Annotated in this window: 17 protein-coding genes and 2 pseudogenes; 6 read left to right on the top strand and 13 right to left on the bottom strand. The window is 41.5% G+C overall.

The annotated features are described in order from the left end of the window. Positions 1-30: 30 nt before the first annotated feature. The 3 genes and pseudogenes from ACKTT2_RS18595 to ACKTT2_RS18605 form a co-directional block, all read right to left on the bottom strand. Positions 31-1650: a ferredoxin--nitrite reductase gene (locus ACKTT2_RS18595; RefSeq protein ID WP_407889575.1), complete on the bottom strand. Its 1620-nt coding sequence runs from the start codon at positions 1648-1650 to the stop codon at positions 31-33. 493 nt (positions 1651-2143) lie between these two features. After that, a pseudogene (locus tag ACKTT2_RS18600) lies at positions 2144-2242 on the bottom strand (bacitracin ABC transporter ATP-binding protein); the annotation flags it as partial. Beyond that, a pseudogene (locus ACKTT2_RS18605) lies at positions 2224-2433 on the bottom strand (nitrate ABC transporter ATP-binding protein); the annotation flags it as partial. The pseudogenes ACKTT2_RS18605 and ACKTT2_RS18600, both read right to left, overlap by 19 nt. Before the next feature lie 242 nt (positions 2434-2675). On the opposite strand from ACKTT2_RS18605, the gene ACKTT2_RS18610 reads away from it, so the two are divergent. From ACKTT2_RS18610 to ACKTT2_RS18630, 5 genes are all read left to right on the top strand, one after another. After that, entirely contained in the window at positions 2676-3977 is a 1302-nt protein-coding gene (locus tag ACKTT2_RS18610) for a HEAT repeat domain-containing protein (protein ID WP_407889577.1), read from the top strand. A 26-nt stretch (positions 3978-4003) separates the two neighbouring features. Continuing rightward, positions 4004-4267, top strand: coding sequence for a hypothetical protein (locus ACKTT2_RS18615; protein ID WP_407889579.1), 264 nt, complete (start codon positions 4004-4006; stop codon positions 4265-4267). 39 nt (positions 4268-4306) lie between these two features. After that, positions 4307-4708 (top strand): type II toxin-antitoxin system VapC family toxin, encoded by a 402-nt coding sequence (locus tag ACKTT2_RS18620; RefSeq protein WP_407889581.1) that lies wholly within the window; start codon positions 4307-4309, stop codon positions 4706-4708. 101 nt (positions 4709-4809) lie between these two features. Then, complete coding sequence (locus tag ACKTT2_RS18625; RefSeq protein WP_407889583.1) at positions 4810-5763, top strand: LysR family transcriptional regulator; 954 nt, start codon at positions 4810-4812, stop codon at positions 5761-5763. A 58-nt stretch (positions 5764-5821) separates the two neighbouring features. Beyond that, positions 5822-6904 (top strand): anthranilate phosphoribosyltransferase family protein, encoded by a 1083-nt coding sequence (locus tag ACKTT2_RS18630; protein WP_407889585.1) that lies wholly within the window; start codon positions 5822-5824, stop codon positions 6902-6904. 21 nt (positions 6905-6925) lie between these two features. On the opposite strand, the gene ACKTT2_RS18635 is transcribed toward ACKTT2_RS18630, so the two are convergent. From ACKTT2_RS18635 to ACKTT2_RS18660, 6 genes are all read right to left on the bottom strand, one after another. Further along, the gene (locus ACKTT2_RS18635; protein WP_407889587.1) at positions 6926-7828 is read right to left on the bottom strand and encodes an MBL fold metallo-hydrolase; all 903 of its coding nucleotides are present in this window, start codon (positions 7826-7828) and stop codon (positions 6926-6928) included. 11 nt (positions 7829-7839) lie between these two features. Continuing rightward, positions 7840-8223: an aspartate 1-decarboxylase gene (panD, locus tag ACKTT2_RS18640; RefSeq protein WP_407889589.1), complete on the bottom strand. Its 384-nt coding sequence runs from the start codon at positions 8221-8223 to the stop codon at positions 7840-7842. Positions 8224-8391: 168 nt separating this feature from the next. Next, complete coding sequence (locus ACKTT2_RS18645; RefSeq protein ID WP_407889591.1) at positions 8392-8913, bottom strand: inorganic diphosphatase; 522 nt, start codon at positions 8911-8913, stop codon at positions 8392-8394. Between the two features lie 172 nt (positions 8914-9085). Next, on the bottom strand, positions 9086-9271 hold the full coding sequence (locus ACKTT2_RS18650; protein ID WP_407889593.1) for a TLTLP motif-containing protein: 186 nt from the start codon (positions 9269-9271) through the stop codon (positions 9086-9088). Positions 9272-10128: 857 nt separating this feature from the next. Beyond that, complete coding sequence (locus ACKTT2_RS18655; protein ID WP_407889595.1) at positions 10129-11097, bottom strand: Npun_F2552 family protein; 969 nt, start codon at positions 11095-11097, stop codon at positions 10129-10131. A gap of 69 nt (positions 11098-11166) precedes the next feature. Further along, complete coding sequence (locus ACKTT2_RS18660; protein ID WP_407889597.1) at positions 11167-12603, bottom strand: aspartate ammonia-lyase; 1437 nt, start codon at positions 12601-12603, stop codon at positions 11167-11169. Between the two features lie 110 nt (positions 12604-12713). Here ACKTT2_RS18660 and pgsA point away from each other — a divergent pair, with 110 nt between their 5' ends. Further along, positions 12714-13256, top strand: a complete 543-nt coding sequence (gene pgsA / locus ACKTT2_RS18665; protein WP_407889599.1) for a CDP-diacylglycerol--glycerol-3-phosphate 3-phosphatidyltransferase — start codon at positions 12714-12716, stop codon at positions 13254-13256. 159 nt (positions 13257-13415) lie between these two features. Here the strand turns inward: pgsA and ACKTT2_RS18670 are convergent, their stop codons facing one another. From ACKTT2_RS18670 to ACKTT2_RS18685, 4 genes are all read right to left on the bottom strand, one after another. Continuing rightward, positions 13416-13715 (bottom strand): helix-turn-helix domain-containing transcriptional regulator, encoded by a 300-nt coding sequence (locus ACKTT2_RS18670; protein ID WP_407889601.1) that lies wholly within the window; start codon positions 13713-13715, stop codon positions 13416-13418. After that, a complete protein-coding gene (locus ACKTT2_RS18675) occupies positions 13708-14049 on the bottom strand; it encodes a type II toxin-antitoxin system RelE/ParE family toxin (protein WP_407889603.1) in 342 nt (113 codons plus the stop codon). The genes ACKTT2_RS18670 and ACKTT2_RS18675 overlap by 8 nt, the downstream gene beginning before the upstream one ends. A 278-nt stretch (positions 14050-14327) precedes the next feature. Then, a complete protein-coding gene (locus tag ACKTT2_RS18680; RefSeq protein ID WP_407889652.1) occupies positions 14328-15212 on the bottom strand; it encodes an SMP-30/gluconolactonase/LRE family protein in 885 nt (294 codons plus the stop codon). A gap of 217 nt (positions 15213-15429) precedes the next feature. Next, a complete protein-coding gene (locus tag ACKTT2_RS18685; RefSeq protein WP_407889606.1) occupies positions 15430-16365 on the bottom strand; it encodes an NAD-dependent epimerase/dehydratase family protein in 936 nt (311 codons plus the stop codon). Positions 16366-16530: the final 165 nt, after the last annotated feature.

The following is a 16530-nucleotide window of genomic DNA, read 5'->3' on the forward strand; positions in this document are numbered from 1 at the left end:
GTCACTGGTCACTGGTCACTGGTCACTGATTTAAACTGTTACGGCTTCTAGCAGGCGTGCGTCGAAGTGTTCGATAATGAGTTCGCGTAAAACTGGTAACAAATCTTCGCAGGGAATCCCTTTAGCTACACACGATCCCAGGCGAGCATCTTTGCCCACTGTGCCACCCATATAGATGTCAACGCCTTCCACTGCTTTGCCATTTTTACGAGCTTTGGTTCCCATCAAACCAATATCTGCTACTTGAGGTTGTCCGCAAGAGTTAGGACAGCCTGTCCAATGGATTCGCACGGGATGAGTAACTTCTAACTGCTTTTCGAGTTCTTGAATCATTGCTAATGCACGATTTTTGGTTTCGATAAGAGCAAAGTTACAAAATTGTGCGCCCGTGCAAGATACTAATGCTCTTGTCAGAGGTGCTGGGTTAACACTAAATTTCTCCAGCAGAGGCTCAGTTAATAGGGTTTCCAACCGCGAATCAGAAACGTCTGGGATAATGAAGTTCTCTTCTACTGTCAGGCGAATTTCTCCACTGCCATAAACTTCTGCCAAACGAGCCATTTCAAACATATCTTCGGCATACAACCGACCAACAGGAACGTGCAAGCCTAGATAGTTTAATCCTGGTTGTTTCTGCTTGTAGACTCCGATGTGGTCGCGTTTTTCCCAGTCAATTTCATCCTTTGCTGCTGCACTCACCAATGGTTTGCCTAATTTGCGTTCAACTTCGTCACGGAATTTTTCTATACCCCACTCGTCAATTAACCACATCAAGCGGGATTTTAGACGGTTTGCACGCGAGCCATTGTCGCGAAAAACTTCTAAAACGGCTCTACAAACAGCGACAACATCTTCAGGTGGAACCCAAGCATTTAGCGGAATTGCGGCTTCACAACGTTTGGCAGAGAAAAAGCCTCCAACTAGGATGTTAAAGCCAAAGGCTGGCGATTGCGGACTGGCGATTGGCGATTGGGTTGTTTCTTCCCCAGTCCCCAATCCCCAATCCCTAGTCCCTTCCTGAAAAGCAGGCACAAAAGCCAAATCGTTGATTTCAGCGTGAACTGAGTTATCGCGTCCGCCAGTGATGGCAATGTTGAACTTGCGTGGAAGGTTGGTAAATTCAGGGTTCCCTTCGCCATTGTTGGTGACCATATCTTGAATTTGTTGCACCAACTCTCGGGTATCGAACAATTCCTCTGCATCTAGCCCCGCAACGGGATCGCCAGTGATGTTGCGGACGTTATCCATTCCTGATTGTACGCTGGTTAAGCCGACTGCATGGAACTTGTCAAATATGTCTGGAAGGTCTTCAATCCGAATACCTCTGAGTTGAATATTCTGTCTGGTTGTAATATCTGCACTACCATCGTCACCGTAACGTTGTATGACTTCTGCTAAAACACGCAATTGGTCGCTTGTAATAATACCGTTGGGCATTCGCATCCGCATCATAAACTTGCCTGGAGTGACAGGGCGAAAAAATACGCCTACCCACTTAAGTCTATGATCGCGGTCGGTTTCATCCATTGCTTCCCAACCTAGAGATGCAAATTTCTCGATTTCTGCCTTGACAGCAAGTCCGTCTTTTTCAGCTTTGAATTTTTCAAATTTATTTAAGCTGGCTGTGGAGGTAGATACTTTGTCAGTCATGGTTTCACCCTAATCTATTCAATCAGATACAGTATTAGTCTTGAAAATGCGTACAATAAATATCTATGGATTTTGGTCATTAAATCATGACAAATTCGTCATTTCATACATCTTATATATTTGCCGATTGACTTCAATTATTTATTTCGCTAACTATTTATACCCCCTAATCTAATCGCATCCGAATGTGCAAATCGTATACATTGTTACGGAATTAAAAAAAAAATGAGCAAATTGTATCAATATGATGCAATATATACATCATGCAAGATTTGCATAAAAAGAAGTAGAGAATCAAAGCCCTCCTGAGAAACTCAGTATTTAGGAAATACTGATTTTTTGTCTCACGAGTCATTAAGTTAGATCCCCGAATTCTTAGATAATTCGGGGATCTGAGCCTCAATTGTCACAAATCAAATACAATTGTTTTATCTCATTGATAATTTTTTTTTATCACTAATTATTTTCCAATGCGAAATTTAAAATTCCACTGTTATTCTGCTGCATCATCATGGGCAAATTTGTTGTACAAAAAGTCAAGAGCGTAGTTTCTCAACTCGTAGAATTTAGGATATCTCGACCGATGTCGAGGAAACCAAGTTCGCGTGCTGCTACACCAAATACATTTGTACGACAAACTCTTTCAACGATTTGCAACCAGTTTTTGGGGAATGGAATTAAGTTCCAACGAGCTAACTGGGTCATAATCCACAGCATCTCGCTGGGTTAGGGGTAGTTACTTGTATTAAACTTGAATTGATTGTAGGTTGTCAGTTGTTGGGGTTTTGGGAAATGATTAAAATCGTATACTTGGTTACCAAATCGCTCTTGAGTTGTAAATATAGTATAAATTTAATGCGTTTTTTACATAGTTAAAATTTATAGGTGATGTAAAACAATTAATTTAAACTCAAGCACGTTTAATTAATAGAGTTTCTAGGTCACCCGGTTTCTTATAAGAAATCGGGTTTTGTAATTCTGTATGCAAATGATTACAATAAATCTATTAAATGTATTTGGAAAGTATGGTAATTGTGAATAATATTAATCAGCTAGTGTTACAGGCAGAGGAGGCATATGAAGCAGCAGATTGGTCTTTACTAATTCAAAGTTTGCAACAGTTGACTCTAATAGAAAATTCAGAATATCCTGGAGAAGAGAAAAATCAAGAATATTTGTTAGAACTTGCACTTTCAGCTCTAGAGGGTGGGGACTTTCAGCAACGATGGGAAATTGCTAAAGTATTTTCCCGCTTGGGCAAAATCGCGATCCCCAAACTCATTGCTATTTTACAAGATGAAGATGCAGAGGAAGAATTGCGCTGGTACGCAGCAAGAATTTTAGGCGATTTGAAAAGTCGAGATGCGATCGCGCCTTTGATGGAATTGCTAAAGAACCATGAAAATGAGGAGATAAAGGAAGTAGCTGCAACAGCACTGGGGCAAATAGGTACAATCTCGATCGCTACCTTGACAGAACTGTTAGTAAAAGAAGACATTGGTGAGAATAGTTCCTATCACAATCCAATTCTTACTGAAGAAACCCGTCTTTTAGCGATGAAAGCACTTGCTTGTATTCGACACAAAGAAATTATTCCATCTTTATTAAGTGTGGTACAAGATCCACAGGTGACAATACGAGTGGTAGCGATTGAAGCACTCAGCAGCTTTCACGATCCTCGCGTCCCACCCGTGCTTTTAAATGCTTTGGATGATGTAGCCGCCTCAGTGAGAAAAGAGGCTGTGCTGGGTTTGGGTTTTCGTCGCGATTTGTGTTCGGAGTTAGACTTGGTAGCAAAACTCCAACCAAGGCTGTATGATTTTAACTTGGACGTATGTTGTGCAACAGCGAGCGCTCTTTCTAAAATGGGTGGTGACAGTGCAGCACAACCCTTATTTCAGGTGCTTATATCACCTCATACACCAATCCGGTTGCAATTGGAAGCCATCCGAGCTTTAAGTTGGGTCGGAACATTATCGGGTATAAAGTGTTTGCAACAAGCATTCTATCACTTGGAAGTACCGACTTTGTGGCAAGAAATCGTTACTGTTCTAGGGAGAGTCAGCCATTCAGCACTTAAGGATAAAGCGACAGAAATTTTACTAGAGATTGTTCGAGAAAATCATCCAGCAGTTGAAATTTCGAGTATTAGAAGTGCGATCGCTTTATCTTTAGGTCAATTAGGAAACAAGCAAGCAATTAGTACATTAACACAGATGCAAGCAGATCGAGATGCACAAGTTAGATTGCATGCAATTGCCGCACTGAAAAATTTATCTCTCGACAGTTATGGAGAAAGTCAGGGACAAGATAGAAAGTTATCATAATATAGCCATACTTTATGGAGATCCTGATGAACTCGATTGTCGAAGTTAATGAAGATGGTACGTTATCTTTGCCCAAAGAGATTTTAGAAGCAGTTAAACCTCACAAGCGCTTTGCCATTGAAATCAGAAACGGAAATTTGATTTTATCACCGCAGAATTTATCAGAACCATTTTGGGCAACTGCTACCCCTCAAGAGCGAGCAGAGTACTTGATGCAATGGGTACAGAGCCATAGAGATGGTTCAAACCTACCTGATGAAGCATTACGCCGAGAAAATATGTACGATTGATGGCAACCTATCTTTTAGACACCAATATCTTAATTAAGGATGAGCGATAGTAGTTCTCCTGTTCATCTATTGGCAGGTAGAGCGACTGCAAATCTTCTCTTGCAAGGACATCATGTTTACATCACTAGCCAAAACATTATAGAATTTTGGGCAGTTGCGACTCGTCCCCTTACAGTAAATGGTTTCGGCTGGAGTGTCGAACAAACTAGTACAGAAATAGAGCATATTTTGAATCAATTTCCACTTCTTGAGGAGACTCCACAGGTATTTGCTTATTGGTTAAATTGTGTAACAGCTAACAAAATATCAGGTAAGCGCGTCCACGATGTAAGGCTGATGGCTATCATGCTAGCTCATGGAATAACTCATCTGCTGACTTTTAACGTAGATGATTTTATAAGTGTGGAAGGGATAGCGATCGTACATCCTCAATCAGTCTAAAAATTTCTCGTGAAAAAATTCTTGTAACACACTGTACCAATTCATGCTAAAAAGTACGTTAATTTAATGACAGCCATAAGTGTAATTCAGGCTACATAAAAATGCGACTAGAGCAGTTGCAAGCCTTTCTGGCGATCGCAGAATCTGGCAGTTTCCAAGCAGCAGCACGAAAATGTGGTGTGACCCAATCGACAATCAGTCGTCAAATCCAGGCACTAGAGGAAGATGTGGGATTGGAACTGTTCCATAGAACGAGTCAAGCAAAGTTAACCCTAGCAGGTGAGCGCTTACTTCCCCGCGCTCGTAAAATCTGTCAGGAGTGGCAAAGTGCTACACAAGAGATAAGCGATTTGCTGGCTGGAAAACAGCCAGAACTTTGTGTTGCAGCAATTCACTCATTATGTGCTTATTACTTGCCACCAGTTTTGCAAAAATTCTGTCATGAATATCCAGAAGTGCAATTGCGGGTAACCTCACTAGGGAGTGACCGAGCATTAAAAGTCCTGAAAGATGGATTGGTGGATTTGGCGATTGTTATGAATAATCGCTTTTTGACTGCTGGTAAAGAAATGGTGGTTGAAGTCCTTTATGATGAACCAATAGAAGTTTTAACAGCAACAAGTCATCCCCTAGCACAATATGAAAGTATTCCCTGGTCAGAACTTGTTCGTTACCCGCAAGTCGTCTTTAAGGACGGTTATGGGATGCAACGTTTAGTACAAGATAGATTTGAGAGATTGGAAGCTCGGCTACAAGCAGCTTTAGAAGTTAATACCCTCGATGCTTTCAGGGGAGTGGTGCGTCAAGGAGAACTTGTAGCGTTGCTACCTTATTCAGCCCTTGTTGAAGCTCGCAATGACCCAACTCTTGCTGTACGAACTCTAACCTCCAATACTAATAATGGTTCTGCACCTGACAGTTCTAGTTTTACTCGCCGAGTGGTTATGGTAACAACTCACGATCGCCTGCAAATACCTCCAATCAAAGATTTTTGGCAACTAGTCAAAGAAAGTATTCCCCCACAAGCAGAATCTATCTTGTGGTCTGCTTCGTAACAGTGACCAGTGACCAGTGACCAGTGACCAGTGACCAGTGACCAGTGACCAGTGACAAATGAGTACAGTATTCAGGGAATTACTAAAAAAGGTAGGCAGTGGCGAACATACTTCTGAGAGTTTAACTCGTGCTGAAGCAGCCACGGCAACAAGGATGATGCTACTAGGAGAAGCAACTCCAGCCCAAATAGGAGCGTTTCTGATTGCTCACCGGATTAAACGTCCTACAGCAGAAGAGATAGCGGGTATGTTGGACACATACCATGAATTGGGACCAAAATTACAACCAGTTACTAGCGATAAGCCGGGTACGGCTTGCGCCAAGGGCGAACGCAAAGCGATTGTTTTGGGCATACCTTATGATGGTAGAACTCGCACTGCTCCTATTAGCCCTGTAACAGCTTTGCTACTCGCAGTCTCCGGACAGCCAACAGTCATGCATGGCGGCGATCGCAAACCAACTAAATATGGCTTACCATTGATTGATATTTGGCAAAGATTGGGTGTCGATTGGACTGAGTTGTCATTAGAAAAAACTCAGCACATATTTGAGCAAACGGGAATAGGATTTATTTATACTCCTCATCATTTTCCCTTAACTGAAAGTCTTTGGGAATATCGCGATCAGTTGGGTAAGCGCCCTCCGTTTGCGACGATGGAATTGATTTGGTGTCCTTATGCGGGGAATGCTCATATTATTACCGGATTCGTTCATCCACCTACAGAAGGTTTATTCCAAACAGCGCTAGCGTTACAAGGAATTACTGATTTTACAACAGTAAAGGGTTTGGAAGGGAGTTGTGACTTACCACGCGATCGCACAGCTATCATTGGTTTGGGAGCAACACCCAAAGAAGCGGATACAGTACCCATAGAACGATTGCATTTAACTGCTCGTGATTATGGCTTTGCTATGAAAAATGTACCTTTGGGTTCTTTGGAAGAACTGATTGCGAACATCAAAGAAGTCTTGGATGGTAAACCTTCGGAACTTATGGACACAGCTTTATGGAATGGAGGATTTTACCTCTGGCGTTCTGGAATTTGCTCGGATATGCAAGAGGGTATAGCTAAGGCAAAAAAATTATTAACAAGTGGTGCAGTTGCTGAGAAACTTCAAGAACTTTCTCAAAGAATTTAGTCATTGGTCACTGGTCACTGGTCACTGGTCACTGGTCACTGTTAAAACCAAACCCTCACGAGCTAATATGGCTTTGGGGAATATTGATTGAACTTCTGTTTGCACTTCATCGAGAAAATCATCACAGTCGTCTGGATGATGGTGAGAAATGACAAGCAATTTAGCGTCAAGATTTTGAGCTAAATCAACAGCCGTCTTCCAGTAAATTTCGGCGTGCTGATGGTTTCGTATGGATGGAGGTGTATAGGTTGCGTTAGCAATCAATAAATCTACGTCTTTGGTAAGTTGTGCAATGTGTTCTTTATCTACATCGCTTAAGCTCTGATGTAGATCTGTAATGTAAGCAACATCATAATTTTGCCAAGTCACTCGGTAGCCTACTGATTTTTGATGATGATTAATTAATGCTGTTGCGATCGTAATATCATCTACTTTAAAAACCTTACCTGGAGCAAAATTGTGAAAGTGCAAGTCCGATCGCATAATTTGTAATGGGTAGGGAAAGTGCGGTTGAAGCATTTGATCGCAAAGGCATTGTTTGATAGAGGCTCCATTTAACGCTGCTGTCCCATAAATATGAAAACAATTTTCTGTAATAAATGCAGGTGTAAAAAAAGGAAATCCTTGAATGCGGTTTGATTGGGAGTTGGTGAAGAATACATGAGCTTCTACAGTCTCAGGAAGCCAACTTCTCCCAAGTAAGCGTAAACCAGTACCTCCATCAAAAATTAAACGTTTTTTGCCAACTTGCATCTCTACACAAGCCGTATTACCACCATATCGACTGGTGTTGCTACCTGGGCTGGGAATCAAACCCCGCACGCCCCAAAATTGTACTAAAAAATCCAATGCTGGTTTTTCAACTTCAGTCAGTTGCTCTTGAGTGAGATAGTTTTGCAAAGGCGACAGTTCAGAGTTTGGCATATTTGTCAAAATTAAGTCTTACTGAGCAGATCGTCGTAACGCCGCACTTCCATTAGTCGGTTTTTTTCATCCACAAGGACTACGGTGGGAGAGTGTGTTTTTAACTCTTCCAAACTGAACTGCCCGTAAGACATTATAATCAAGCGATCGCCCATAATGCCTAGACGTGCGGCGGCTCCATTTAACTCAATTGCTCCAGAATTAGCTGGTGCTGGAATCGCATAAGTCGTAAAACGCTCGCCATTGTTTATATTCACTACATGCACGTACTCATAGGGTAAGATACCTGCTTTATCCATTAGAAGGGAATCGATGCTGATACTTCCCACATAGTTGATATTTGCTGCTGTGAGAGTACAATTGTGAATTTTTGCTAAGAGGAGCGTGCGCTGCATTGCAAAACAGTTATGAGGTTTCAGTTATGAGTCTAAATTATACCTTGGCGATTGGGGAACTCGGGGTCCCCTCTGGGGATAAGGGGTAATGGCGATTGGCGACTGGGGATTGGGGACTTAGGTATAAATTTTTCCCTTCTCCCTAGTCACTAGTCACTGGTCAGGTGGTCACTGAGCTTTTTCGCTACCAGCTTTGATACACTTTTCTACCAATGGTGATACTGTATCAACATCTTGCCATCCGAGGATTTCTGTAACCTTTTTCTCCAAATTTTTGTAAGTGCGGAAAAATTCTTCTATTTCAGCCAATCTATGTGGTGCAATGTCTTTTATAGATTTGACGTGAGCGTATCGGGGGTCTTTGTCAGGAACGCAAAGAATTTTTTCATCGCGATCGCCACCATCTATCATCTCTAACATACCAATTGGTCTTGCAGCAATCACGCATCCTGGAAAAGTTGGCTCATCCATAATGACAATGCCATCAAGCGGATCGCCATCATCAGCTAGAGTGTTAGGTACAAAACCATAGTCATAGGGGTACTTTACTGATGAATAAAGAACTCTGTCCAGAGCAAAAGCCTGTAGGTCTTTATCATATTCGTATTTGTTTTTGCTTCCGCCTGCAATTTCAATCAAAACGTTAAGCAGACCTGGTTTGGGCTGAGCTGGAATCCGAGATAAGTCCACGACAACACTCCGTTTACTTACTATAAACAATGAGAGCTATGTGCATAGCTCCCAGTGTAAGATTCTATCCCTAGTAGGTCACAAGAAGAAAGATAAACGGAGAAGAGAGGGTAGAGAGAGTTTCATCATTAACTACTGTAGGGACGCTGTTACCGCCGCATCCTACCAACCATTAACCACTACTTTTGACTCTTTCAATCGCAGGTTGGGGAGAAGTACGGATGTTGTTTGGAGAATAGTGAGCGATAATAAATAGAGGTAATGTCAAAGTCAATAAACCAATCCCAGTTCCCACAATATCTGCCAATCGATGGGAATACGTGTCGCTTTGGTTGACAGATTGAGAATTTGAATTCATAACAGTTGAGGCTAGATACACCACTTGTAGTTTTCCTCTTTTCTAGAGAGGCTTGTTGTTATTTTAGCTATTTTTTTACAGCAATCTCTGTATTTATAAAGAATATCAATCATGTTTAAAACTTGGTATACCTCTTTTTTTGATACAGAAAATACTCGATAAAAAGCTAAAATTGAACATTTTATTTTTTCCCTTGTGTTTAATAGCGCAAAGCAGTAAGGGCTTCTATTGTAATCTTTGCTCTCCGCATCGTCCAGTAATATAGCATTAAAATTTACAACTTTTTATTTTGTGCGTACTGCTCTCAAGAGAGAATCTCGGTGTTTTGTATTTAGCGATCGCTACCCAAACTCACAGTCGTATGGAATATTCGCTTTTCTCCTCAGTTGTCTTTTTCAAGGGAGAGATTTGACGCTCTTATTAATTTCTCTATGTATTTTATTTTTTTAAGTAAAAATACTTAAATTTTTTAGACACTTCAGACTGTGAGAAGCAATATAAGTTTTTTAACAATAAATCAATACCGAACAATTACAGAGAAAATACAAGTGTTGAGAAATTTTTATCAGTAATTTTACTCATAATTTTTTTTCAGATTAAGTGAGAAAATCTGATGAATATACTTGTTAGGAAATAGGGTAATGGGAATTGGACATTGGGTAATAAATGACTTGAATAATGCCCAATTCTCCATGCCCCATGCCCAATTCCCATTGCTCCAAATAAAAAACCGCCACTAGATTAGGGCGGTTTGGTTAAGCAATCGGAGGGTACTTTCAGCTTACTCTGGCAATTTTTTAATTTTTGTAACAGAGTTTGCACTTATGGGCAACGGGCATTGGGCATAGAGCTTTGGATTAAGCTTTGTAGGCACTTATGGGTTCTTTGATAAATTTAATGTAAAGATGTTTGAACGTAGACTTGATAACGCGAGGCATACCAAAGTCAATGGGTATGAACTTATCTGGTAAACGCCAATTGTTCATCTTTAACAAGCCGGGATGCAGATTGGGAAAGTAAATCTCATTAAGTTCGCCAACTAATCCTAACCGCTTGGATGTAGCAACGGTTGGAACTTGTTCTGGTGAGACGTTCAAAATGTCTATCATTGCTCTATCTAAAGCAAAAACATTTGATGATGCTCCTAATATTCCCAATGCGCGGGGTTCTCCTCCACTCGGTCCGTTGCCTTCATGACCGATAATGCCATCTACAATGGTCAAATCCGGATCGATCGTCCTGGCTGTTTCTACCAACATTTCCGCAAATCGGTTTGCGTCTTTGCCTGCTTCCATGTGCCACCAGGCTTTCATTTTACCTGGAACGCAGCCAAACAAGTTTTTGACTCCCAAGGTAAGTACCAACTGAACGTGAGACTTTACCTTGGGTAGGTTAATCGTAACATCTGCTTCCATAGCTTCTTTGGATAACAGCAGATGGTTAAACTCTTCGCTAATTGTTTGATAACGATGTCCGTGAAATTCGACGACTGGCAATTTGAGTTCTTCAAGAACTGGCAGATATCCGCTTGCTACTGCTACTCCTCTAGCACTACCAAAAGCAGGGCTATCACCTAAAAAGGGTTTGCCACCTGCTTCTATAACCATTTGGGCTACGGCATAAACCAGTTCGGGGCGAGTAGTACACTCTTTCCCAGGACGTGCGCCTGTCAGCAAGTTGGGTTTGAGTAAGACTCGGTTCCCCGGTTTCACAAACGCTGTTATTCCTCCCAAGGGTTCTAGCAGTGTTTCTAATGAATCCCGGAGTGTGTCACGTTCGTATGAAGTTGCACGAATTAAGCTGACGGATGGTGTTTGAGTCGGCATAGTTATATTAACAACAAGGAAAGAGTAAAGAAGGAAGACAACATGACTTTTATCTTCCTCCTTTCTTCATTATTCCGACTTGCCGTCCTGTATAGTAAGAGGCACAATGGCACTCATTTGTTCCAGGTTTAATACTTGGGCTAATTCTTCTTCAGTCATTAACCCCCGTTCTAAAACTATCTGGCGTAAAGACTGTCCTGTTTCTAAGGATTCTTTAGCAACAGCCGCCGCATTTAAGTAACCTATATGGGGATTTAAGGCTGTGACTAGAGCTAAACTCCCTTCAGCGTATGCCAAACAACGTTCTCGATTGGCGGTAATTCCTTTGATACAACGTTCGGTTAAAGCAGCAATGGTGTTGCCAAGAATTTCGATGCTGTGAATGAGGTTATAGGCAATGAGGGGCATCATGACGTTGAGTTCTAGTTGTCCTGCTTGTGCAGCTAGAGCGATCGCATTATCGTAACCCATAACCTGAAAGCATACCATTGATGTCATTTCTGCCATCACAGGGTTATACTTCCCTGGCATGATTGAGGAACCCGGTTGAACTGGTGGTAACTGAATTTCTTTTAAACCTGTTTTTGGTCCGGAATCCATCAACCGCAAATCGTGAGATATTTTGATTAGGTCTTGAGCTAAATTGCGTAAAGCACCAGAAACATTGACAAATGGTGCCATACTTTGCATTGCTGCCATCAGGTGTGGTGCTGGTTCTAGGGGAAAGTTCACGATCTCTGAAATCGTTTGGACTACAGATGCTCGATATTGAGGGTGAGTATTTAACCCCGTACCTGCTGCACTGCCTCCCAAACCGAGTATCATTAAGTCGGAAGAAGCTGTGTATATTCGGTTTTGGTGTTCTGTAAGGATGTGCGCCCATGCACGGAAGTTTTCACCCAAGCGCACGGGTACAGCATCTTGCATATGGGTTCTGCCAGATCTGACGACATTTTGAAATTCTTGGGCTTTGTCTTCGAGTGCTGTTATGGCGTTTTCTAATGTTGGGTGTAGTGTTCTTGATAATGCCAGCAATCCACCAATACGAATTGCTGTAGGAATCACATCATTGGTCGATTGACCGTAGTTTACATGGTCATTTGGGCTAACACGTTTGTAATTGCCCTTTTCTTCTCCAAGAATTTCTAGCGCTCGATTCGCTAAAACTTCGTTAATATTCATGTGATGAGAAGTGCCTGCACCTGCTTGGTAAACATCTACTACAAATTGGTCGCGTAATTTACCTGATAGTACTTCATCCGCAGCTTGCACAATTGCCTGACTTATGTCTTGGGGGATACACCCTAGTTTACCGTTGACAATTGCTGTAGCTTTTTTGATGATAATACCCGCGTCTACGTAAGTGGGTAAGGGTTTAATGCCACTTATAGGGAAGTTTTCTGTTGCCCGTAGTGTTTGAATGCCGTAATAAGCGCTACTTGGTATAGAGCGATCGCCCATTGAATCGCGTTCTGTTCTCACGTCTAAATCCATTGGTTGAGTCATGATAAAGTCAGGACAAAGGAGAGTGAAACTGCAAATACTGATTTTTAGTTTGCTTGAGTTTTTCTGTTAGATACAGTAATACAACAGAGTGAACTGAGATATAAAATTCTATGACTTTACCAAACTGGATCACCTTCTCTCGCTTATTAGGGATACCATTTCTGCTGTATCTTTTGTACAGTCCAGAGCCTAAATTGCAATGGATTTGTGTAGCAATTTTTCTGGTTGCTTCTCTGACAGATTGGTTGGATGGTTATTTAGCCCGAAAACTCAATCAAATTAGCGATTTGGGTAAGTTTCTCGATCCGTTGGTAGATAAGTTTTTGGTACTCGCACCTCTACTCGTGTTGATTGAATTAGGAAGGGTTCGGGCTTGGGGTGTTTTTCTGATTTTGGCACGAGAGTTGGCGATCGCAGGTTGGCGCGTGAGTCAACCTAAAGTTACGGGGGCTAATATTTGGGGAAAGCTCAAAACTGTCAGTCAAATTGTAGCGATCGCACTTTTAATTGCTCCTTTACCTGAATGGCGTTTCTTTTCTCTTATCGCTTTTTGGATTTCCGTTACTCTGACGTTAATTTCTGGAGTTATTTATCTTTTGCCATCGAATAACAGCGACACTTCAGATGGTCAGAAAATTATGATTGGGAAATGATTTATAAAGTAAATATTAAGAAGAGTGTCGGTTGGGGAGCTACAAAAAGTGCGGGGGTTTCTCCCGTTAAGTGAAGTGGCGTTTGAGGAATGTAACCCACCAACATTTAACCGAATTATTGGGTGTTTAGAACCATATGCGTGTATAATTCTTAATTAATCATGCTGGTGATTCTAATTCAATAGCTAGACGATAACCCAAACTACTTAAAATGTTCTTGATATTGGCTAACTCAGGATTATTTTTGTTAGACAGTGTTGTCGATAAACTTTCACCATTAGAACTAGTTTTTATCTCTAGTTGTAACCCTTCTTTATTAGCCTCAACTACATCCCGTAGAGCTAAGAGAAACACCTCTGGTGAGGGATCTTCTAAAGCAGCATTTAAGTATTCTTTAGCTTCTTCTGGGTCTTGTAAAGCTTTAAATAAGTTCTGTTGATAACTTCTGCTTCTAGCCATCGTCACGACTCCTATAATCAAGTAAATACTCTTTAGCCTTGGAAATATCCTGAGTTTGGCTCCTTTTATCGCCTCCGCACAACAGGATAATGATTGTGTTACCTTCCCGAGCAAAATAAACCCGGTATCCGGGACCAAAATCAATTCGAGCCTCACTAATCCCATCTCCTACAGGCTTACAATCTCCCATTAAACCTAGCCTAACTCGGTTAATACGGGCACGAATAACTGCACGACCTTTTGTATCCCTTAAAGCGTCCAACCATTCATCAAAGGGGACTCGACCATCAGCCGTCTCGTAAGTCAGAACAATCTTCTCTTGTGCTTCTTCCATTCAAAATGCGATAGCAAAGCTAACGGCACCCATCCGAATCGCGCTACTTAACCAGTGTAGGAGTGAGATCGCTACATCTCAATGTCATTCTAGCAAACAGTACTACCATAGAGGTATGTCACAAATACTACTTTTGACTGAGAAAAGCGCTTTGAGAATCAAGCATACTTCTAATTATTCCTCTTCAGGTACAGGGTTCTTTCTTCTTTAATGAAGGGTGTATTCTCGTTGAAACTTTGTCTGACCTTTTATTCAGTTAAGTGTATCTACCATTTTCATTAAATTGAAGAACGAAAATGATAGGAAGGTAGCCCAGTAATATCGGTTTGCACTTCAAATAAGTCCCCGGAAGAAACACTTTTGTCAATTTCTGCTTGACTAATCCCGACAGAGGCAGTGGTGATGTAAAGCGATTTCAAATCTTCGCCAACGAAAGTGCAATTGGTGGGATATTTCACGGGCAATTCGATCCGCAAAACTTCTTTCCCTGTAGTATCAAAGCGAATTACACATCCTCCTTCCCACATGGCTGACCAAATATACCCTTCACTATCTACGGTCAATCCATCGGGAAAGAATGTTTCGTGAGTGAGATCGACAAATACGCGACGGTTGCTAATATTACCTGTTTGTGCATCAAAGTCGTATGCAAAGATTTTTTGCTGGTCGGAATCGGTTAGGTAAAATATTCTTCCGTTGGAACTCCAACCCAAACCGTTGCTAACTGTCAATCCTGTTTCCATTAAATGGAGTGAGTTATCAGAATCGTAGCGATAAAGACAGGCTTGAGATTTTTCCTGGCTCATGGAACCAAACCAAAAGCGACCTTGAGGATCGCATTTGCCGTCATTAAAGCGGTTATTTGGCTTATCTGTCTCAACTTGGATGATGGGTGTAATTTCTCCTGTCTGGGTGTTAAGAAATGCTAAGCGATCGCGTTGCGCCATAATGAGTCGATTTGCTCCAGCAAGGGCTACACAACCCACAACATCTCCAACATCAAAAAATGAGTTTTGCCCGGTAGCAGGGTTAAATTGATGGACTCTGTAGTTATAAATATCGACCCAGTAAAGCAGCTTTTGTGTTGTATCCCAAACTGGGCTTTCTCCTAACCGGGCGCGACAGGTTAAAACGTTTTTTGGTTGGTATTGAGGTTTATTCATAATTGCTAACGGGCGAGACGCCCGTTCCACAAGAGATTTATGTTTCACAAGAGATTTATGTTCCACAAGAGATTTATGTTTCACAAGAGATTTATGTTCCACAAGAGATTTATGTTCCACAAGAGATTTATGTTCCACAAGAGACTTTTGTTTCACAAGAGACTTTTGTTTCACAAGAGACTTTTGTTTCACAAGAGACTTTTGTTTCACAAGAAATTTATGAAGACTTGAGAATCTCTTCATCAACAGAAAAATCGATTTCCGTGCGATCGCGACCTGAAACTAGATAATCATTGTGGTAAGAGTCCTTGAGACCGGAAACTAAGTCATATTCGGGTTGCCAGTTTAATTGTGTTTTTGCTTTCTCCACAGAAGCAAAAAAGTGCTGTAGGCGCAAGGGAAAGGCTTTGCGTTTGCCGAAATCAAATTTTTTGGGATCGTAATGTACAATTTTGAGTTCATTAGGTTCTTTGCCTGCTGCTACAGTACAGGCGCGGGCTAAGCCGTCAAATGTCACGTAGCGATCGCCTGATAGGTTGTAAATTTGTTTCACAGCGTTGGGATTGCCCAAAACTTTGGTCATTGCTGTTGCTAAGTCTTTAACGTGTCCGAATTGGGTAATGTGTAAGCCATTACCTGGGATGGGGATGGGACGATTGCGAACGATTCTGTCAAAAAACCAAGCTTCGAGGTCGTTATAATTTAAAGCACCGTAAATATACGTAGGGCGAATGGAGGTGAAAGGCAATCCCAGTTGTGTTAAATACGCTTCTGTTTCGTGCTTACCAAGATGGCGACTTTTAGGATCGATTGTATCCCCTTCTACATGAGGCAGTTGGTCGGATTTCAGATACACTCCAGCAGAACTCATGTATACAAAATGTTGTATGCGATCTTGAAAAATTTCCGCAAGTGGTTGAGTATCAGAAAGTTCCCTTCCGTTATTGTCAAAAATGGCATCAAAATTTTCGTGGGATAATTTCTCCTTGAGTTGAGTAGCATCAGTGCGATCGCCTGTAATTTGTCCTACCCCTTCGGTGGGTACCGGACGATTACCGCGATTGAACAGAACGACTTCATGCCCCTGTTCCACCAGTTGTTTAGTGAGGTAAACACCAATGAACCGAGTGCCACCCACAATAAGAATTCGCATAAATTATTATTTCCTTCGTCAGTTAATTTATGGAGTGACCCAATTTGAGAGTAACAGGTTGTGGTGTTTCCCTGGAACCTCTGTTGAGAGAATTACGTCTTTTGGTGACAATAGGAAGTATGAAAGATAAAGGATAGAAGTATGAAGGATAAAGGATAAAGCATG

Source organism: Scytonema hankhaensis NUACC26 (assembly GCF_045865695.1).
Taxonomy (GTDB): Bacteria; Cyanobacteriota; Cyanobacteriia; order Cyanobacteriales; family Nostocaceae; genus Scytonema.